Source organism: Pantoea dispersa (assembly GCF_035783935.1).
Lineage (GTDB): Bacteria > Pseudomonadota > Gammaproteobacteria > Enterobacterales > Enterobacteriaceae > Pantoea > Pantoea dispersa_C.
The window spans coordinates 62788-81800 of record NZ_JALKOV010000003.1; the positions used below are offsets into that span (position 1 = coordinate 62788).

General features: G+C 59.2%; 19 protein-coding genes. 11 read left to right on the forward strand and 8 right to left on the reverse strand.

What is annotated here, in order from left to right; all coding sequences use genetic code 11:
• Positions 1–17: 17 nt before the first annotated feature.
• From panB to panD, 3 genes are all read left to right on the forward strand, one after another.
• Positions 18–812 (forward strand): 3-methyl-2-oxobutanoate hydroxymethyltransferase, encoded by a 795-nt coding sequence (gene panB / locus MXF20_RS07470; RefSeq protein ID WP_325968559.1) that lies wholly within the window; start codon positions 18–20, stop codon positions 810–812.
• 15 nt (positions 813–827) lie between these two features.
• Positions 828–1682, forward strand: a complete 855-nt coding sequence (gene panC / locus MXF20_RS07475) for a pantoate--beta-alanine ligase (RefSeq protein ID WP_325968561.1) — start codon at positions 828–830, stop codon at positions 1680–1682.
• A gap of 82 nt (positions 1683–1764) precedes the next feature.
• Positions 1765–2145, forward strand: a complete 381-nt coding sequence (panD, locus tag MXF20_RS07480; RefSeq protein WP_325968562.1) for an aspartate 1-decarboxylase — start codon at positions 1765–1767, stop codon at positions 2143–2145.
• Positions 2146–2181: 36 nt separating this feature from the next.
• On the opposite strand, the gene MXF20_RS07485 is transcribed toward panD, so the two are convergent.
• The 4 genes from MXF20_RS07485 to hpt all read right to left on the reverse strand — a co-directional run bounded on the left by MXF20_RS07485 (position 2182) and on the right by hpt (position 5816).
• Positions 2182–3189 carry an acyltransferase gene (locus MXF20_RS07485; protein WP_325968563.1) on the reverse strand — a complete coding sequence of 336 codons (1008 nt, stop codon included), beginning with the start codon at positions 3187–3189 and terminating at the stop codon, positions 2182–2184.
• 151 nt (positions 3190–3340) lie between these two features.
• Positions 3341–4111, reverse strand: a complete 771-nt coding sequence (locus tag MXF20_RS07490; protein WP_021507520.1) for an ABC transporter permease — start codon at positions 4109–4111, stop codon at positions 3341–3343.
• Positions 4108–5034 (reverse strand): ABC transporter ATP-binding protein, encoded by a 927-nt coding sequence (locus MXF20_RS07495; RefSeq protein WP_021507521.1) that lies wholly within the window; start codon positions 5032–5034, stop codon positions 4108–4110. Before MXF20_RS07495 ends, MXF20_RS07490 begins: the two co-directional genes overlap by 4 nt.
• 245 nt (positions 5035–5279) lie before the next feature.
• Entirely contained in the window at positions 5280–5816 is a 537-nt protein-coding gene (hpt, locus tag MXF20_RS07500; protein ID WP_325968564.1) for a hypoxanthine phosphoribosyltransferase, read from the reverse strand.
• A gap of 154 nt (positions 5817–5970) precedes the next feature.
• On the opposite strand from hpt, the gene MXF20_RS07505 reads away from it, so the two are divergent.
• Positions 5971–7266 (forward strand): cystathionine gamma-synthase family protein, encoded by a 1296-nt coding sequence (locus tag MXF20_RS07505; RefSeq protein WP_325968565.1) that lies wholly within the window; start codon positions 5971–5973, stop codon positions 7264–7266.
• Here MXF20_RS07505 and cueO read toward each other — a convergent pair.
• The gene (cueO, locus tag MXF20_RS07510) at positions 7253–8866 is read right to left on the reverse strand and encodes a multicopper oxidase CueO (protein WP_325968566.1); all 1614 of its coding nucleotides are present in this window, start codon (positions 8864–8866) and stop codon (positions 7253–7255) included. The two genes, MXF20_RS07505 and cueO, sit on opposite strands and share 14 nt — an antisense overlap.
• Positions 8867–9043: 177 nt before the next feature.
• On the opposite strand from cueO, the gene MXF20_RS07515 reads away from it, so the two are divergent.
• The 3 genes from MXF20_RS07515 (at position 9044) to speD (ending at position 11184) form a co-directional block, all read left to right on the forward strand.
• Positions 9044–9391 (forward strand): YacC family pilotin-like protein, encoded by a 348-nt coding sequence (locus tag MXF20_RS07515; protein WP_021507525.1) that lies wholly within the window; start codon positions 9044–9046, stop codon positions 9389–9391.
• Between the two features lie 109 nt (positions 9392–9500).
• On the forward strand, positions 9501–10355 hold the full coding sequence (gene speE, locus MXF20_RS07520; RefSeq protein ID WP_325968567.1) for a polyamine aminopropyltransferase: 855 nt from the start codon (positions 9501–9503) through the stop codon (positions 10353–10355).
• A 19-nt stretch (positions 10356–10374) separates the two neighbouring features.
• On the forward strand, positions 10375–11184 hold the full coding sequence (gene speD, locus MXF20_RS07525) for an adenosylmethionine decarboxylase (RefSeq protein WP_058770602.1): 810 nt from the start codon (positions 10375–10377) through the stop codon (positions 11182–11184).
• Positions 11185–11262: 78 nt separating this feature from the next.
• Here speD and MXF20_RS07530 read toward each other — a convergent pair whose 3' ends face one another.
• The 3 genes from MXF20_RS07530 to dtnK are packed head-to-tail and all read right to left on the reverse strand — an operon-like array spanning position 11263 to position 14275.
• Entirely contained in the window at positions 11263–12024 is a 762-nt protein-coding gene (locus MXF20_RS07530) for a DeoR/GlpR family DNA-binding transcription regulator (RefSeq protein ID WP_325968569.1), read from the reverse strand.
• 6 nt (positions 12025–12030) lie between these two features.
• The gene (locus MXF20_RS07535) at positions 12031–13011 is read right to left on the reverse strand and encodes a D-threonate 4-phosphate dehydrogenase (protein ID WP_166711214.1); all 981 of its coding nucleotides are present in this window, start codon (positions 13009–13011) and stop codon (positions 12031–12033) included.
• Positions 13004–14275: a D-threonate kinase gene (gene dtnK / locus MXF20_RS07540; RefSeq protein ID WP_325968573.1), complete on the reverse strand. Its 1272-nt coding sequence runs from the start codon at positions 14273–14275 to the stop codon at positions 13004–13006. Before dtnK ends, MXF20_RS07535 begins: the two co-directional genes overlap by 8 nt.
• A 187-nt stretch (positions 14276–14462) precedes the next feature.
• Between dtnK and MXF20_RS07545 the strand changes: the two genes are divergently transcribed.
• The 4 genes from MXF20_RS07545 to MXF20_RS07560 all read left to right on the forward strand — a co-directional run bounded on the left by MXF20_RS07545 (position 14463) and on the right by MXF20_RS07560 (position 19003).
• Entirely contained in the window at positions 14463–15617 is a 1155-nt protein-coding gene (locus MXF20_RS07545) for an iron-containing alcohol dehydrogenase (RefSeq protein ID WP_325968575.1), read from the forward strand.
• A gap of 11 nt (positions 15618–15628) precedes the next feature.
• The gene (locus MXF20_RS07550; RefSeq protein WP_325968576.1) at positions 15629–16513 is read left to right on the forward strand and encodes a dihydrodipicolinate synthase family protein; all 885 of its coding nucleotides are present in this window, start codon (positions 15629–15631) and stop codon (positions 16511–16513) included.
• 175 nt (positions 16514–16688) lie between these two features.
• Positions 16689–17642 carry a phosphoglycerate dehydrogenase gene (locus MXF20_RS07555; protein ID WP_325968578.1) on the forward strand — a complete coding sequence of 318 codons (954 nt, stop codon included), beginning with the start codon at positions 16689–16691 and terminating at the stop codon, positions 17640–17642.
• Between the two features lie 41 nt (positions 17643–17683).
• On the forward strand, positions 17684–19003 hold the full coding sequence (locus MXF20_RS07560; protein WP_325968580.1) for an MFS transporter: 1320 nt from the start codon (positions 17684–17686) through the stop codon (positions 19001–19003).
• Positions 19004–19013 lie beyond the last annotated feature (10 nt).

A 19013-nucleotide genomic window follows, 5' to 3' on the forward strand; every position in this document is an offset into this window, starting at 1 on the left:
AATGCCTGGAGATTGCGATGAAACCCACCACCCTCTCTCACTTACGCCAGCTGAAAGCCAGCGGCCACAAGTTCGCCACGCTGACCGCCTACGATTTCAGCTTTGCGCGCCTGTTTGCTGACCAGGGCATTCCGCTGCTGCTGATTGGTGATTCGCTCGGCATGACCGTGCAGGGCCATGATTCCACGCTGCCGGTGACGGTCGACGATATTGCTTATCACACCGCCGCCGTGCGGCGCGGCGCGCCCAACGCGCTGGTGATGGCCGACCTGCCGTTTATGAGTTACGCCACGCCGCAGCAAACCTTTGACAGCGCGGCGCAGCTGATGCGCGCCGGTGCCAACCTGGTGAAACTGGAAGGCGGCGCCTGGCTGGCAGAGAGCGTGCGCATGCTGACCGAACGCGCCGTACCGGTGTGTGGTCATCTGGGATTAACGCCGCAGTCGGTCAATATCTTCGGTGGCTACAAGGTGCAGGGGCGCGACGAGGCGGCTGCCGAACGCCTGCTGGCGGATGCGCTGGCGCTGGAAGCGGCCGGCATGCAACTGCTGGTGCTGGAGTGCGTGCCGGTGGCGCTGGCCGAGCGCGTCACCAAAGCGCTGTCGGTACCGGTGATCGGCATTGGTGCCGGTAACGTCACCGACGGCCAGATTCTGGTGATGCACGATGCGTTTGGCATTACCGGCGGCCACATTCCCAAATTTGCCAAAAATTTCCTCGCGGAAACCGGCGACATTCGCGCGGCAATTCGCCAGTATATTGCCGACGTTGAGGCCGGCACCTATCCGGCCGCCGAACACAGTTTCCAGTAAATCAGGAGATTTGCAGTGCTGATCATTGAAACGCTGCCGCTGCTGCGCCGTGAAATCCGACGCTGGCGCCAGGCAGGTAAACGTATCGCGCTGGTGCCCACCATGGGCAACCTGCATGAAGGGCATCTGACGCTGGTGGATGAAGCACGCCAGCGTGCGGATATCGTGGTGGTATCGATCTTCGTTAACCCGATGCAGTTTGATCGCGCCGACGATCTGGCGCGCTATCCGCGCACGCTGCAGGACGATTGCGAAAAACTCAATCGTCACAGCGTCGATCTGGTGTTTGCCCCCGCGCCGGCCGATGTCTATCCGCAGGGTCTCGACAGCCAGACATTTGTTGAAGTCCCCGGACTCTCCTCGCTGCTGGAGGGCGCCAGCCGTCCCGGTCATTTCCGCGGCGTGGCGACCATCGTCAGCAAGCTGTTCAATCTGGTGCAGCCAGATATTGCCTGTTTTGGCGAGAAGGATTTCCAGCAGTTGGCGATCATCCGCAAGATGGTGGCGGACATGGGCTTCGACATTGATATCGTTGGCGTGCCAACGGTGCGCGCCAACGACGGTCTCGCACTCAGCTCACGTAACGGCTATCTTACTGCCGATGAACGCCAGCTGGCGCCGGTGCTCAGCCAGGTGATGAACAGCATGGCGCAGCGCCTCAGTAACGGCGAGCGGCACGTGGATGAGATTATTGAGCACGCCGAACAGGCGCTGCGCGATCAGGGTCTGCGCCCGGACGGGCTGGCCATCTGCGATGCCAACACGCTGCGGCCGCTGACCGTCGACAGCCAGCGCGCGGTAATTTTGATGGCCGCCTGGCTTGGCAATGCGCGTCTGATTGATAATCAGCAAGTGGATCTGACGGTTTAACGCCGTCGTTTATGGGCAGCATGTACCCGCTACACACTGCGCGGTGAAACCGGGCGTGCGGGTATAACAAAGGTATCACGCTATGATTCGTACCGTATTACAAGGCAAACTGCACCGCGTAACCGTGACGCAGGCGGATTTGCACTACGAGGGCTCCTGCGCCATCGATCAGGATTTTCTAGATGCTTCCGGCATTCTGCAATACGAAGCCATCGATATCTATAACGTCACCAACGGCCAGCGCTTCTCCACCTACGCCATCGCCGCGGAGCGTGGCTCGAAGATCATTTCGGTCAACGGTGCCGCTGCGCGCTGCGCCTGCCAGGGCGATCTGCTGATCATCTGCTCCTACGTGCAGGTGGAAGATGAAGTGGCACGTAGCTGGCAGCCGAAAGTGGCCTACTTCGACGGCGATAACGAGATGAAGCGTATCGCCAAAGCGCTGCCGGTGCAGGTCGCCTGATCATTCCGCGCGCTGTACTGACAGCGCGCCTTTCCCTTAGACGCCCGCCAGCTGCGGCTGCCCTTTGCGCTTCAGCGTAAACAACCAGTCAAACCACCCTTTCGCCCGCAGTACGCACAGCGCCGTTGGCAACGCCAGCGCGACGCTGAACGCCAGCACAAAATGCAGGTCAGCCAGCCACGCAGAGTGGCCGTCGTGGCGCAGCAATTTACTGCACACCTGAATCGCCAGATAGTGCGACAGATAAAACACAATCGAATGGCGGCCAACGTAGTTAATCGCCCGCAGATTGATACGACAGGCCAGCGCAACGAACAGCGGGATGGAGGGCAGCGCCAGCGGCAGCAGCCACGGCGAATGCTGACGCAGCCCGCCCCACAGGCTGAACGCCGCCAGCAGCATAAAGGCGATCAGCGACAGCAGCAGCGGCGTACGACGCTGCGCGAACGCGGCAATATCAACATCCTGGCGCACCAGCCAGTCGGCGCTGTAGAAGAAGGCAAACAGCACCAGCGACTTGTTCAGATGCAGGTTGTCGAAACTGGCAAACAGCGAGTCAGGTGGCACCGGCGGCAGCAGCACCGCACCGGCAACGCACAGAGTCAGCACCAGCGCCGCAGGCAGGCGGCGGGCCGGGATAATCAGCACAAAAAACAGAAACAGCGAGTGCAAAAACCAGGTGATATCGCCGCCGCTCAGATGGCCGAGCACGATGGCCAGCGGCGACTGTGGGTGATTGGCCATCGCGCTGAAGGTCCACTTCAGTCCGCCGTAGATCAGCGCCCAGACGGCAAACGGATAGAGAATGCTGCTGACTTTGTTTCGCAGATAGCGCGCCTGCCCGTGGCGTAAACCGCTGGCGACGAACAGTCCGGAGACAAAGCACATCAGCCCCATACGCACCGGCGCCAGCAGCTGATTCACCAGCTCGTTAAAGGCAGTAAAGTGCCCGGCCTGCTGGTTCACTGCAATCATGCAGTGCAAAAAAATCACCGCCAGAATGCTCATGCCGCGTAAATTATCAATCCATGATACCCGATTCACTCTTCGCTTCCCCGCTGCTTTTTTGGTCAGCGGCCACTATGGGGAAAGCCACGGGCTGAAAGCACAAGACGCGTCTGAAACTGCGAAGAGCAGGTAAAAAAAAGCCGCCGCCGGACAACGCCGGCAGCGGCTTCTTGTTCTGACCCGCGCCTCAGGTGCGCAAGCCGCGTCCGCGCTGAATCAGTGCATACACCAGGACATAGAACACCACGATAAACGCCACCAGCACCGACAGCGTCAACACCAGCGGAACATCGTTGATGCCAAGGAAGCCGTAGCGGAACCCGCTGATCATGTACACCACCGGGTTGAGCTTCGATACCGCCTGCCAGAACGGCGGCAGCAGCGCCAGCGAATAGAATACGCCGCCGAGATAGGTTAACGGCGTCAGCACGAAGGTCGGGATCAGGCTGATGTCGTCAAAGGTGCGCGCAAACACCGCATTCAGCAGGCCCGCCAGCGAGAACAGAATTGCCGTTAGCAGCAGCGTAATCGCGACCATCGGCCACGAAAACACGTGGAACGGCACGAAAAACAGCGACACCGCAGTCACCAGCACGCCCACGCACACGCCACGCGCCACGCCGCCGCCAACGTAGCCGGCGATAATGATGTGCGTCGGCACCGGCGCCACCAGCAGCTCCTCAATGTTGCGCTGGAACTTGGCGCTGAAGAATGACGAGGCGACGTTGGCGTAAGCGTTGGTGATCACCGCCATCATAATCAGGCCCGGCACGATAAACTGCATGTAGCTGAAGCCGTGCATATCGCCGATGCGTGAGCCGATCAGATTGCCAAAGATAATGAAGTACAGCGTCATGGTGATCACCGGCGGCACCAGCGTCTGAATCCAGATGCGGGCAAAACGGTTGATCTCTTTGCTCCAGATACTCTTGAGCGCCACCCAGTACAGATGCGTCATGCGGTTACTCCTGTTTTTCCCTGCGTCAGGCTGACGAACAGCTCTTCCAGACGATTCGCTTTATTGCGCATGCTGAGCACCTGCACGCCCTGCGCGCTCAGCTGGCTGAATACGCTATTTAGCCCCTGTTCACGCATCACTTCCACTTCCAGCGTTGAGGTATCAACCAGACGATACTGGAAGCCCTCCAGCTGCGGCAGCGGGCTGCGCGGCGCCAGGTCGAGGATAAAGGTTTCCGACTGTAGCTTGGACAGCAACCCTTTCATCGAGGTGTTTTCCACCAGCTCGCCGCTCTGGATAATGCCGATGTTGCGGCACAGCATTTCGGCTTCTTCCAGATAGTGCGTGGTCAGGATGATGGTGGTGCCTTTCGCGTTGAGCTCTTTCAGGAACACCCACATTGAGCGGCGCAGTTCGATATCCACGCCGGCCGTCGGTTCATCAAGGATCAGCAGCTTGGGTTCATGCATCAGCGCACGGGCAATCATTAACCGGCGCTTCATCCCGCCGGACAGCATGCGTGCCCGTTCGTTGCGCTTGCCCCACAGGTCGAGCTGATTGAGGTATTTCTCTGCGCGCTTATTGGCTTCGGCGCGCTCGACGCCGTAATAACCGGCCTGATTGACCACGATCTGCATCACGGTTTCAAACGGGTTAAAGTTAAATTCCTGCGGCACCAGCCCGAGCTGGCGCTTGGCGTTGACCACGTCTTTCTGCAGGTCATAGCCAAACACGCGCACGCTGCCGCTGGATTTGTTTACCAGCGAGCTAATAATGCCGATGGTGGTGGACTTACCGGCACCGTTGGGGCCCAGTAAGGCATAAAAGTCGCCTGCTTCCACGTTGAGATCGAGGCCTTTCAGCGCCTGTACGCCGCCGGGATAGGTCTTGGTCAGCCCGGAAAGTTCCAGTGCATAAGTCATTGCGAGTCCGTACCCTGTTGTAGTGACATCATAGCCATATGAAATGATAGTGCGCTCACGTCGAGCGTGCGGGGTTATTCAGCGATAACGGTTGTGAAATCAAAGGAATTGCGCAGAGTGATAACCCACCACACTCTAGCACTCTGCGTGCCGCAGGAAAACGCGGGCCGAGCCCGTAAGTCATTGAGTTACGGGCTGCGCATCTTATCGCAGGCGAAGGGAATCAGCCTTGGAAGATTGTGCGGTTATTCGTCCAGCAGCGTAACTTTGCCGATATACGGCAAATGACGGTAGCGCTGCGCGTAGTCGATACCGAAGCCGACCACGAACTCATCCGGAATGGTAAAGCCGACAAACTCAACCGGCACCTCAACCTCGCGGCGCTCTGGCTTGTCCAGCAGCGTGCAGATCGCCAGCGATTTAGGCTCACGCAGGCGCAGGATTTCACGCACTTTGCTCAGGGTGTTGCCGGAATCGATGATGTCCTCAACGATCAGCACATCTTTGCCGCGAATGTCTTCGTCGAGATCTTTGAGGATTTTCACGTCGCGCGTGGAAGCCATGCCGCTGCCGTAGCTGGAGGCGGTCATGAAGTCGACTTCGTGCGCGACATCAATGGCGCGGCACAGGTCAGCCATAAACATGAAGGAGCCGCGCAGCAGGCCGACCAGCACCATTTCGCTGCCGCTGTCGCGGTAGTGCTCGCTGATCTGCTTGCCCAGTTCGGCAATACGGGTTGCGATCTCCTGCTCAGAGATCATCACGTCGACGGTGTGTTTCATTGCATTCGCCTAAGAAGGTTTTCAGAAAGCCGCGCATTCTATCATAGTCGACGCACAGGCTAACGCCGCGCACAGAACGCAAACGTTACCGTGGCGAAATTTATTGCGCTGGCGTTAACTGTAAGCATCCTGCCCGCTCTCTCTGGAGATCCCTATGGCCGCTTCATCGAGTAAAAAAACGCACATCGGCACGCGCGAACTGCATCCGGAAACACAGATGCTTAACTACGGTTACGATCCGCGCCTGTCAGAAGGTGCGGTGAAGCCACCGGTGTTTCTTACATCCACCTTTGTGTTTAACAGCGCCGAAGAGGGTAAAGAATTTTTTGATTTCGTTGCCGGCCGCCAGCAGCCGCCGGCGGGCAAAAGCGGCGGGCTGGTCTATTCCCGCTTCAACCACCCTAACAGCGAAATCGTCGAAGACCGGCTGGCGATCTATGAAGGTGCCGAGAGCGCCGCGCTGTTCTCTTCCGGTATGTCGGCCATCGCCACCACGCTGCTGACCTTTGCCCGTCCTGGCGAAGTGATCCTGCACTCGCAGCCGCTGTACGGCGGCACCGAAACGCTGCTGAGCAAAACGCTGCACGATCTGGAAATCAAAGCGGTGGGATTCAGCGACGGCACCGACGAAGATAAAGTGTATGAAGCCGCGAAACTGGCGTGGCAGCGCGGGCGCGTGGCGATGATTTTGATCGAAACGCCGGCCAATCCCACCAACAGCCTGGTGGACATTCAACTGATGCGTCAGGTGGCGGAGGTAATCACCCAGCAGCAAGGCTCCCGGCCGATTCTCGCCTGCGACAACACCCTGCTTGGCCCGCTGTTTCAGCGTCCGCTGCAGCACGGCGCTGATATCTCGCTCTACTCGCTGACCAAATATGTCGGCGGCCATTCCGATTTGATTGCCGGTGCCGCGCTGGGCAGCCGGGCGTTAATCAACAAGGTGCGTTCGCTGCGCAGCGCCATCGGCACCCAGCTCGATCCGCACTCCAGCTGGATGATTGGCCGCTCGCTGGAAACGCTGGCGCTGCGCATGGAGAAAGCCGCCAGCAATGCGGAAAAAGTGGCAGCATTTCTGCGCGATAGCGCACAGGTGGCGAAACTGCACTGGCTGCCGTATCTGGACGCCAGCAGCCCGGCAGGAGAAACCTGGCGGCGCCAGTGCAGCGGTGCCGGTTCCACCTTCTCCTTTGATATCGAGGGCGGCCAGCCTGCAGCGTTCCGCTTTCTTAATGCGCTGGCGCTGTTCAAACTGGCAGTGAGCCTCGGCGGCACCGAGTCGCTGGCCAGCCATCCCGCCAGCACCACCCATTCGGGCGTACCGCTGGAGGTGCGCGAGCGCATCGGCATCAGCGATGCAACGGTGCGTTTGTCGATCGGCATCGAACATGCCGATGATTTGATTGAGGATATTCGCCTGGCGCTGGAAGCCGCCGTCAGCTCACCGTAAAGCCCAGCATCATGCCGGTGTCTTCATGCTCCAGCAGATGGCAGTGCGCCATATAGGCATTTTCGCTATCGGCGACGTAGTTGAAGCGCACCAGCACTTCGCTGCGCCAGCCGTTGACGCTGACCATATCTTTCCAGCCGGCGCGGTGCGCCGCAGGCGGTTTGCCGTTCTCGGACAGAATGCGGAACTGCGTGCCGTGAATGTGGAACGGATGCAGCATGGCGTCGCCTTCGCCGGAGATGGTCCATTTTTCATACTTGCCCAGCGGCACGGCAAACATGGGCTTTTCCATGTTGAAGGCCTGGCCGTTGATTTTGTTGCCGTTGTGGAAATCATATGCGGCGCTGCTGGCGTGGTTGCCATGATCCATCGCCATATCGCCGTGATCCATGTTGCCATGATCCATCGCGCCAGGGTCCATGTTCATGCTGCCGTGATCCATCGGTTTGCCCGCGCCGTGCTGGCTGCCCATCGCTTTGGCACCGTAGCGCTGCTGCAGCGCCTGCATGCCCTGCTGATCGAGCTGCGGATCCATCATCAGCTGCAGCCAGCGGCTCTGCAGCCCTTCCGTTGCCGGCAGCGGCGGCACATCCACCAGCTGGTCCGGCAGCGTACCGCTGGCCATCACGCGCAACGGCAGAATCTGCACCAGCGGCAGCGGCTGGTCGAACGGCGCCAACGTCATACCCATCTGCGTCACCGGCAGCGTTACCATATCGAAGGTTTTGCCGTCTGAGGTGTCCACCAGCACTTCGAAGCGCTCGCCCGGCAGCAGCGGCAGGCTCTCCACCTTCACCGGTTCAGCCAGCAGGCCACCGTCGCTCGCCACCACATACAGCGGACGTTTATCGCTGGCGGCGATATGCAGCGAGCGCGCGTTACAGCCGTTGAGCAGGCGCAGACGCAGCCAGCCGCGCGGCACCGCGTGCTGCGGATACGGCACGCCGTTGGTCAGCATCAAATCGCCAAACCAGCCCACGGCGGCGCGCATGATATCCAGCTGATAATCGATACGCGTGCCGTCCTGCGTGAGCTGCTTATCCTGGAAAATCAGCGGCACATCATCTTCGCCCCACTGCATCGGCAGCCGCAGCTTGCCGGACGCCTCATCTTCCAGCAGCACCAGCCCCGCCAGCCCCTGCGCCACCTGATAGCCGGTTTTGCCGTGCTGATGCGGATGGAACCAGCAGGTCGCTGCCGGTTGATCGGGGGTAAAACTCACCTGACGCGAAGCGCCGGGCGCAATCAGCGCCTGCGGGCCGCCATCTACCGCGCCGGGAATTTCCAGCCCGTGCCAGTGCAGCGTGGTGGCTTCCGGCAGGCGATTATGAATATTGACGGTGACGCTTTTCTCACGCTGCAGCCGCAGCGCCGGGCCAAGCAGGCTACCGTTGTAACCCCAGGTGGGGACGGTTTTGCCGTTCCACTGGCTGCTGCCGGCCATGGCGGTCAGCGTATACTGGCCGTGCGCATCGGGCTCCAGCAGCGAAGGGATGGGCAGCAGCGGGCGCATGGCGGCCATCAGCGAGCGGCTCCAGAAGGGCAGCGCGCCTGCGGCACTGAGGGCGGCGGTCAGCTTGAGAAAATGACGACGTTGCATATTCATATCCTTATCGTGAATAGGGGCACAGCGTAAACCTTTCCCCTGCGGGAGGGTCAAGCGATGAAAGCGCCCGCCGGGGGAAAAAGCGCGCCAGTGGCCCATTTAGCCAAATTTAGCGGAATCCCGGCAATAACTGTGCTAACGTCATTAAATTGTCCCTTGTTGAGAACGATTATGACGAAAAGCATCAAGATCCTGCTGCTGGCGGGACTCCTTGGCTTCTCCTCCACCAGTTTTGCCCTGAGCGAATCCGAAGCAGAAGATCTGGCTGACCTCACCGCGGTGTTTGTCTATCTGAAAAATGATTGCGGCTATCAGGATCTGCCCGACGCGCAAATTCGTAAAGCACTGGTGTTTTTTGCCCAGCAAAACCGCTGGGATTTGAGCAACTATAGCGCTTACAACATGAAATCCCTCGGTGAAGAGAGCTACAAAGATCTGAGCGGTATCGCCATCACCAACGACAAAAAATGTAAGTCGCTGGCGCGCGATTCCCTCAGCCTGCTCGCCTACGTGAAATAATCCTCCGCTCTGCTCCTCTGCTGACGCCCTGACCGTGCAAGCACGGTCATAATTCGTTATGCTTTTTTCTGGCATCATTGCGCATTTACAGCATAAGGAGCACGCCGGCATGGCCGACAACGACACCTGGCATGAGACGCTGCACAGCGGCTTTGGCCAATATTTCAGCGTAGACAATCTGCTTTACCGCGATAAAACCGCGCATCAGGATCTGGTGATCTTTGAAAACGCGGCCTTTGGTCGCGTGATGGCGCTGGACGGCGTGGTGCAAACCACCGAGCGCGATGAGTTTATCTACCATGAAATGATGACGCACGTGCCGATTATGGCGCACGGCAACGCCCGGCGCGTATTGATTATCGGCGGCGGCGACGGCGCGATGCTGCGCGAGGTCGCCCGGCATCAAAGCGTTGAGCACATCACCATGGTGGAAATTGATGCCGGCGTGGTGAATTTCTGCAAAACCTATCTGCCCAACCACAGCGCGGGTGCCTACGACGATGCGCGTCTGCAGCTGGTGATCGATGATGGCGTTAACTTCGTCAGCCAGACCCAGGAACGCTTTGATGTGATCATCTCCGACTGTACCGATCCGATCGGTCCCGGCGAGAGCCTGTTTACCTCGGCGTTTTATGCCGGCTGTAAACAGGCGCTCAATCCCGGTGGCGTGTTTGTCGCGCAGAACGGCGTCTGCTTCCTGCAGCAGGATGAAGCGGTCAATAGCCACCGCAAACTCAGCCACTATTTTGCTGACGTCAGCTTTTACCAGGCGGCGATTCCGACCTACTACGGCGGCATCATGACCTTCGCCTGGGCGAGCGATAATCCGGCGCTGCGCCAGCCGGACCTTGCGACGCTGCAGTCACGTTTTGCCGCGGCCGGACTGCCCTGCCGTTACTACACGCCACAGCTGCACATCGGCAGCTTTGCCCTGCCACAATACCTTTTAAACGCGCTCAGCTGACCTCAGGAGGTGAACCCAATTGCAAAAGCTAAAACTACATGGCTTCAATAATCTGACCAAAAGCCTGAGTTTTTGTATCTACGACATTTGCTATGCCAATAGCGAAGCCGAACGTGATGGCTATATCGCCTATATTGATGAGCAATATAACGCCAACCGCCTGACGGAAATCCTCACTGAGACCTGCTCGATCATCGGTGCTAATGTGCTGAATATCGCGCGTCAGGATTATGAACCGCAGGGCGCCAGCGTGACGATTCTGGTCAGCGAAGAGCCGATCAATCCGCAGGATATCGATAACTCCGAGCATCCCGGTCCGCTGCCCAATTCGGTGGTGGCGCACCTCGACAAAAGTCACATCTGCGTGCACACCTATCCGGAAAGTCACCCGGAAGGCGGTTTATGCACCTTTCGCGCCGACATTGAAGTCTCGACCTGCGGCGTGATTTCGCCACTGAAAGCGCTGAACTATCTGATCCACCAGCTCGAGTCGGATATCGTGACGGTGGATTACCGCGTGCGCGGCTTCACCCGCGACGTGAATGGCGTGAAGCACTTCATCGATCATGAGATCAATTCGATTCAGAACTTCATGTCCGAGGATATGAAGGCGATGTACGACATGGTGGACGTCAACGTTTATCAGGAAAACATCTTTCATACCAAGATGTTGCTGAAAGAGTTTGATTTGAAGTATTACCTGTTCAACACCAAACCTGAAGAGCTGAGCCCGCAGGAGCACAAGCGCATTACCAATCTGCTGTGGAAGGAGATGCGTGAGATTTACTACGGCCGCAATATTCCGGCGACGGGATTGAAGTTGTTATAGTTCAGCGCACTCAGGGTGAATTGCGCGTCGCCGCCACGCAGGGCGCGCAATTTCCCGGCAATTCTTCAGACGGCACGCTTACGCCGTCAGCTGCAGGCCGATGCCGCGCTCGCGCAAATCACGGCATACCGCTTCATCAAGACGCGCATCCGTCACGACGTCGGTCAGGCTATCAATCGGTGCCGCGCAGTACAGCGACCACGAACCATACTTACTGCTGTCGGCCAGCAGAATGCGCCGCCGCGCGTTGGCCAGCAAGTCCGTCTTCAGCCCGGCTTTGTCTTCGGTCGGCGTGGTGATTCCGCGCTCAATACTCCACGAGTTACAGCTGACAAACGCAATGTCCGGATTGATGCTGCGCAGCAGCCGCCGGCCGTGCTCACCAATGCACGACTGGCTGGAGTCGTCGATGCGACCGCCGATAATGGTGGTTTCAATCTGTTTAAACTCCGACAGAAACAGCGCGATGTGCAGATCGGCGGTGATCACCCGCAGCTGCAGATGGGTCAGCTGGCGCGCCAGCTCCAGCATCGTGGTGCCGGCATCCAGCACCACCGCATCGCCGGACTGCACATAGCTGGCGGCGAACTGCGCGATGGCCTGCTTCTCCGCCAGGTTGCGCTGCATCTTCTCCAGCGTGGTTGGCTGCGTCGGGATAAAGCGATTCAGCGTGACGCCGCCGTGGCTGCGGCTAATTACGCCTTCCTTGTCCAGCTTGATCAGATCGCGGCGAATGGTGGCTGGCGAAGCAGAAATGGCGCTCACCAGCTGTTCAACAGTGACCAGATTATGACTTTTGAGATAGTCCATAATCTGATCGAGACGGCTTTGTCCCTTCATATTTCCCTATGCAAGCTGCATCGCGAGTTTAATGGAGATCGCCATGCTCGCAGAGTTCGCTTTACCTGTCCAGGCGATATCAAACGCCGTGCCGTGGTCAGCGGAAGTGCGGATAAACGGCAGTCCCGCCGTGATGTTGACACCATCGTAAAACCCAAGCAGTTTCAGTGGGATATGCCCCTGATCGTGGTACATCGCCACTACCATATCGTACTGTCCCTGCTGGCACTGCAAAAACACCGTATCCGGCGGGCACGGACCATAAACATCAATGCCTTGCTGCTGCATTGCCTTGATCGCTGGCGTCACCGTGGTGATCTCTTCATCGCCAAACAGGCCATTCTCGCCCGCGTGTGGATTGACCCCGGCGACCGCAATACGCGGTTGGTCATAGCCCACCCGACGCAGGAAGCTGTCAGCCATGCCGATCACCGTCTGAATACGTTCGCCGTTCAGCGTGTCGAGGAATTTGCGCAGCGCGATGTGCGTGGTTACGTGGATCACTTTCAGATGGTCGGTATACAGCACCATGGCATAATTTTTGGTATTGGTCAGCTGTGCCAGCAGTTCGGTGTGGCCGGGATAAAGGTGGCCCGCCGCGTGCAGCGCCTCTTTGTTCAGCGGGGCGGTGGCAATCGCCTGCACGTCACCTGCCAGTGCCAGCTCGGTGGCACGCTTCACGCAGCGCCAGGCGAGATCGCCGGCCTGCTTCTGCACCTTGCCCGGCTGCAGCGCATCGGGATCGGCCAGCGGCTCATCGATCACGTTAATGATGCCCGGCGCAAAATGCGCATCCTGCACGCTATCCAGCACGCGCAGCTCGGCGTGCGGCGTAATGTTCAGCGCCAGCACCCGACGCAGCGTGGCGGCACAGCCGACCACCACCGCCGGAATGCCCGCCAGCTCCCCTTCCGCCAGCGCTTTAATGATGATTTCCGGACTGATGCCCGCCGGATCGCCCATGGTCACCGCAATAGTGTTATTCACTCGACTTCTCCTCAATAAAACGAATGGCTTCTGCCAGGGTGTTTTCATCACCAAAGCCACCCGCTTTGGTCATCACCGGCAGGTGTAATTCACTGTTAAGCAGAACCCCGTGCGGCACACAGCCCGCTACCAGGCCCTGAATCTGAAAGCCGCTGGCCCCGAGCGCCTGCGCCACCGCGATGGCGACGTCGCCGCCGGACAAGTACAGCCCGGCAGGCTGGATGCGGGCGCAAACGGCGCGCGTCAGCTGCGCCAGCAACTGGCAGATGCGCTCGCCGAGCTGCTGACGCGTCAGCTGATGCTGCTCGCACAGCTGCGCGATCGCATGGCGCTGGTCTGCCTGCTGCACGGTGCGCACCACGCAGTGCACCCCCTCGCTCAGCGCCTGTTCCATCGCCTGCTGCCAGGCTGCAGCCTGCGGCCATGCCGGCGAGGCAAACAGCTGGCTGACATCAATATCAATCAGCCGGATATCGCGCTGGCTGGCAAGCCGGGCGATTTGCTGCTGTGCCATCGCGCTCATCGAGCCGACAACCGCCAGCACCGGACGTGACGGGCGCGCAGCGAGATACGCGCCCAGCGCGTTGCTCAGCCCGGACGCACCCGCCAGCAGCGGACGCTCAGGCAGCGTTGCCGCCGCCGCAACGATCGCGTCGATATCGGCCGGTTGTTCCGCATCCAGCACCAGCAGGCCCTGACAGGTCGCCAGCCGTGCGGCCAGCGTGCCACTGCGTACCGTGGCAAGATCGATCAGCTCGCCCGGCAGCTCGCATTGCATCTGCAGCCGCGTCAGCACGTTACTGCTGGTGACCGGCGTTTTAGGATCGCTGGCAAATTCGGTGTCGGTCAGGCGCTGCTGATGAATCCATACTTCCCCGCCGCGCGTGACGCGGCCCAGCGTTGGCACCGCCGGTACCACCAGCGCCAGCTGTTTAGCACTGGCCTGCAGCGCAGCGGCAATCTCCGCGCCCGGATTGCCGCGCAGCGTTGAGTCAATCTTCTTAAACAGCCAGCCGTGCTGCGCCATCGGCTGATGCGCCTGAATCGCACTGTGTGTACGGCTGGCTGCTTCTGCTGCGCTGACGGCGCGGCTGTCGGTGCTGATTACCAGCACATCCGCCGCGCTGGCATCGTGTGGCGTGTGGCTGTCGAACAGCACGTGGACGCGCGCCCCGGCCTGAGCCAGACCGCTGCCGGCGTCATTGGCACCGGTAAAATCATCGGCAATCACCAGAACGGGCGTTTTCCATGGCGGTGAAGTCATTCTCTCTCCTGTCACGGATCGATTCCGTGCTGCATTTGATTATATTCAATCATGATTGATTATATGTGAGCAAGATCAAATTAATTGAAATCGATATCGCCTATAAATTTAGCCTCAGTACGTGACACATCTCGCACACTTTTGAGCAAACCTAATCAGATGTGCAGAACCGTTAGAAGGGCATGACATGAATATCAATAGCACCGTGATCAGTGGCTATCAGGCGCTGAACGATCTCAGCTATTTACTGCAGGGTAAGCAGAACGCGCTGCTGGTCACTGACAAAAACATTATGGGCATTCCGGCGGTGCAGGCGCTCATCGCTCAACTGCAACAGCAGATCGCCAGCCTGAGCCTGGTCGATGCGGTGCCGCCCGAGCCAAGCCAGCATGATGTGGCGGCCATCGTGGCCGCGCTGCCGGCCCGCGATGTCGATTTGGTGATTGGTATTGGCGGCGGTAGCGTGCTGGATGTGGCGAAGCTGCTGTCCGTGCTGTGCGTGGCCGATGCGCCCACGCTAACGGCACTGCTGGCTGGCGAGAAACCACAGACGCGCACTGCTTCTTTACTGATCCCGACCACGGCCGGCACCGGTTCGGAAGCCACGCCCAACGCCATCCTTGCCATTCCGGAGAAAGAGACCAAAGTCGGTATTATTTCACCGGTGATGCTGCCGGACTACGTGGCGCTGATTCCGGAACTGACCACCAGCATGCCGGCGCACATCGCTTCTTCAACCGGAATTGACGCGCTGTGCCACCTGATTGAGTGCTTCACTGCGACCGTGGCCAACCCGGTGAGTGATAACTATGCACTGATTGGCATGAAAAAGCTGTTCGCCAGCCTCGAAACGACGCTGGCCGAACCGGATAACCTCGAAGCACGGCTGAATATGCTGTGGGCGTCTTACTACGGCGGAGCGGCGATCGCCCATGCCGGGACGCACCTGGTGCACGCCATGTCCTATCCACTGGGCGGCAAATATCACCTGCCGCACGGCGTGGCCAACGCCATTCTGCTGGCGCCGTGCATGCAGTTTGTGCGTCCGGCGGCGGTGAGCAAGTTCGCGCAGGCCTACGATCTGCTGCCGGATGCCGATCGCGCACTGGATGAAGAGGCCAAATCACACGCGCTGGTGGCCTATTTCGCCGCGCTGGTGCAGCGCCTTAAGCTGCCCGCCAGCCTGGAGGCACTGGGCATCGGGCCGGATCATCTGCCGTATCTGGTGGAAGCCGCGCTGGATGTCCAGCGCCTGATGAAGAATGTACCGATGAAAGTGAGCGCCGACGATGTGCGCAACGTCTACCTGACGCTGTTTCCGGCGTTGAATCACTCAGCCTGAGCGGGGAAATCATGAGCAACAACATTCAGGGCGTACTGACCGCCATCGTCACCACCTTTGATCGCGACGGAGCCTACGACCCTGTCGCGCAGCGTGAACAGATTCAGCGTCAGCTGAGCGCCGGTAACGGTATTTTCTGCGGCGGCACCAACGGGGAATTTTTCGTGCTGAACGAGCAGGAGAAGCTGGCGGTGACCCGCACCTGCGTCGAGGAAGTGAACGGTGCGGCACCGGTGGTGGCGCACATTGGTGAGATCTCGACACGTGAGACCATCCGGCTGGGCAGGCAGGTGGCAAAGCTGGGCGTGGATGCCGTCTCGGTGATCACGCCTTACTTTGTGCCGCTCAAACAGGAAGAGCTGATTGATCACTACCGCGCCGTCGCCGACGCTATCGACGTCCCGCTGTTTCTCTACAACATTCCGGCACGCACCGGTAATACGCTGCAGCCGGAAACCGTGCGCACGCTGGCAGCACATCCCAACATCATCGGCATCAAAGACAGCGCCGGCAGCTACGAAAGCCTGAGCGGTTTTCTGCAGGCAGCGGCAGGCATTGAACATTTCAACGTGCTCAACGGGCCGGATTCACTGATTCATCAGGGCTTTGTCGATGGCTGTTCTGCCTGTATTTCCGGGCTGGCTAACGTGGCACCGAAAGAGATTAATGCCATCTGGGCGCGCTTCCATGCCGGCGACATCGCCGGATCGCGCGCCGCTCAGGAGAACGTCACCGGCCTGCGTACCGATCTCTACAGCATCGGTTTCTCCCCGGCAGCGGTGAAAAAAGCCGTGGCGCTGCTTGGCTATGAGGTCGGCGACAGCCGCTACGCGGTGCGTTTCTCTGCCGCAGAGGAGCAGAAAATCCGCCAGATCGTGAATCAGTATTTGCAGTAAAGCCCGTAAATTCAACGCGATTACAGCACGCAGTTGTGGTAGCGGCGCGATCCATCGCGCAATGCATTGCGCCGTTACCCCCCCCAGCCGCCATCATGCTTAGGGTTAATCTGACGGTGGCGGGTCGGATTCAGGCAGCGATGGCTGCCGTTATTAACACCGGGACGCATTTGCTATGAAAGTCATCTGTACTTCACCTTCGTTCGCCCGCTATGACGCCGCGCCGATCGACACACTGCACCAGCACGGCTTTGAGCTGATTACGCTGCCCGCCGATGCGCCGCTCAGCGCACTGTCGCCGCATCTGGCCGATACTGTCGCCCTGATCGTGGCGTTTACTGAGGTCAACGAGGCGCTGCTGTCGCTGGCACCGCAGCTGAAAATCGTCTGCAAGCACGGCGTGGGCGTCGATAACATCGACCTCGACGCAACGCGCGCACGCGGCATTTATGTGACGAACGTGCCGGACGCGAACAAACACGCGGTTGCCGATTTCGCCTTTGCGCTGATTCTCAACAGCGCACGCCAGATCACCACCGCAGCGATTGAAACCCGCGCCGGCCACTGGCCGCGCATTTTTGCCACCGACGTGTACGGCAAAACGCTTGGCATCATCGGCCTTGGCAATATCGGTAAGCAGGTGGCGCTGCGCGCCAAAGGCTTCAATATGCGCATCCTCGCCTTCGATTTTTACCCCGATGACGCCTTCGCCGCCGAACACGGCGTGACGTTCGTCAGCCTCGATCAGCTGACGGAAAGCAGCGACTTCATCACCTTACATATGCCGCTCACCGACAAGACGCAAAACCTGTTCGACGCTGCGCGCCTGAAGCGCATGAAGAAAAGTGCGTTTCTTATTAACGCGTCACGCGGTGGCGTGGTGAATGAGCAGGATCTCTGCCAGGCATTGCAGGATAACGTGATTGCCGGTGCGGCAGCGGACGTGTTTGTGCAGGAACCGCTGACGCAGCATCCGCTGTTCTCTCTGAGCAACTTTATCCCCACGGCGCACCTTGCCGGCTATACCGACGGTGCCATCAGCGCCATCGGCGAACGCTGCGTGACGCAGATTGTGCAGTGTATTAAACAGGGCGAACGCCCGATGAATGTCATGAACGGGCTGGCTTAACGCCGCCCACCTCTGTCACCCTTTTCGCGTGGATAACTATTATGACCAACACCGCACGCTCAACACGCATCAGATGGTGGATCGCTGGCCTGATGTGGCTGGCCATCGCCATTAACTATATTGATCGCACCGTACTCTCTGCCGCCGCACCACACCTGATCACCGAGCTCGATATCAATCCGGAGATGATGGGCTTTATCATGGCGGCGTTTTTCTGGTCCTACGCGCTGTTGCAGATCCCGGCAGGCTGGTTTGCCGATCGCTTCGGCCAGAAAAAAGGCCTCGGTATCGCTGTCGGCTGGTGGTCGATTGCCACCATGGCGATGGGGCTGGCCACCGGCTTTAAATCGCTGCTGGCGCTGCGTCTGGCGCTCGGCGTCGGTGAAGCGGCGGCTTATCCGAGCAACGCCGGTATAACCGCGCGCTGGTTCCCGGATCGCGAGCGCGCCACCGTTTCCGGCCTGTTCGACAGCGCATCAAAATTTGGCGGCGCCGTGGCCATGCCGCTGATCGTCTTTATGATCGCACTGTTCGACTGGCGTCTGACCTTCCTGGCGATTGGTGCCGTCGGGCTGATTTGGGTCATCGCCTGGTATTTTATCTATGCCGAGAACCCGGAAGACCATAAAGCGATCAGCGCCGGTGAAGTGCGTCTGATCCGCGATGGCCAGGCGCAGAAGCACGGCGACAGGAACGTGCGGCCAATGAAGTGGTACAAGCTGCTGCGCTACCGCAACATCTGGGCGATGTGCATTGGCTTCTTCACCATCAATTACACCTCCTATTTCTTTATCACCTGGCTGCCAACCTACCTGGTGAAAGATAAAGGGATGGATTTCCTGAAGATGGGTATGGTGGCAGCGCTGCCGCTGATCTGCGGCATGGTGATTGAGGTGCTGGCCGGCTGGGCGTCGGACCGCATGGTGCACAAAAAAGTGCTGTCGCTGACCGCCACGCGCAAGCTGTTTCTGACCATTGGCCTGCTGATGGCGCTGTGCATCGGATTCGCGCCGTTCACCGATTCGGTGTTCATGACCGTGCTGCTGCTGTGTATTGCCAAATCCGGCACCACGGTCGCGGCCTCTCAGGTGTGGGCGCTGCCGGGCGATGTTGCGCCCACCAACAGCGTGTCAATTGTGGCCGGGCTGCAGAACACCGTTTCAAATATGGGCGGCGCGGTTGGCCCGATCATTACCGGTGCCATCGTCGGCGCTACCGGTCACTTTACCTGGGCGCTGGTCTTCTCGGCGGTGCTGGTGGTCATCGGTATTCTTAATTACCTGTTCCTGCTCGGCAAGGTTGAACCGATTGTCGATGAGGAGCAACTTCCACACGCGCGTTCCGTGGTTAACGGCGTATAACGTTCAGACC

Coding starts and splice junctions, on each gene's coding strand:
- panB (WP_325968559.1), top strand. CDS start 18: ATGAAACCCACCACCCTCTCTCACTTACGCCAGCTGAAAGCCAGCGGC.
- panD (WP_325968562.1), top strand. CDS start 1,765: ATGATTCGTACCGTATTACAAGGCAAACTGCACCGCGTAACCGTGACG.
- MXF20_RS07490 (WP_021507520.1), bottom strand. CDS start 4,111: ATGACGCATCTGTACTGGGTGGCGCTCAAGAGTATCTGGAGCAAAGAG.
- MXF20_RS07495 (WP_021507521.1), bottom strand. CDS start 5,034: ATGACTTATGCACTGGAACTTTCCGGGCTGACCAAGACCTATCCCGGC.
- hpt (WP_325968564.1), bottom strand. CDS start 5,816: ATGAAACACACCGTCGACGTGATGATCTCTGAGCAGGAGATCGCAACC.
- MXF20_RS07505 (WP_325968565.1), top strand. CDS start 5,971: ATGGCCGCTTCATCGAGTAAAAAAACGCACATCGGCACGCGCGAACTG.
- cueO (WP_325968566.1), bottom strand. CDS start 8,866: ATGCAACGTCGTCATTTTCTCAAGCTGACCGCCGCCCTCAGTGCCGCA.
- MXF20_RS07515 (WP_021507525.1), top strand. CDS start 9,044: ATGACGAAAAGCATCAAGATCCTGCTGCTGGCGGGACTCCTTGGCTTC.
- speE (WP_325968567.1), top strand. CDS start 9,501: ATGGCCGACAACGACACCTGGCATGAGACGCTGCACAGCGGCTTTGGC.
- MXF20_RS07530 (WP_325968569.1), bottom strand. CDS start 12,024: ATGAAGGGACAAAGCCGTCTCGATCAGATTATGGACTATCTCAAAAGT.
- dtnK (WP_325968573.1), bottom strand. CDS start 14,275: ATGACTTCACCGCCATGGAAAACGCCCGTTCTGGTGATTGCCGATGAT.
- MXF20_RS07545 (WP_325968575.1), top strand. CDS start 14,463: ATGAATATCAATAGCACCGTGATCAGTGGCTATCAGGCGCTGAACGAT.
- MXF20_RS07550 (WP_325968576.1), top strand. CDS start 15,629: ATGAGCAACAACATTCAGGGCGTACTGACCGCCATCGTCACCACCTTT.
- MXF20_RS07555 (WP_325968578.1), top strand. CDS start 16,689: ATGAAAGTCATCTGTACTTCACCTTCGTTCGCCCGCTATGACGCCGCG.
- MXF20_RS07560 (WP_325968580.1), top strand. CDS start 17,684: ATGACCAACACCGCACGCTCAACACGCATCAGATGGTGGATCGCTGGC.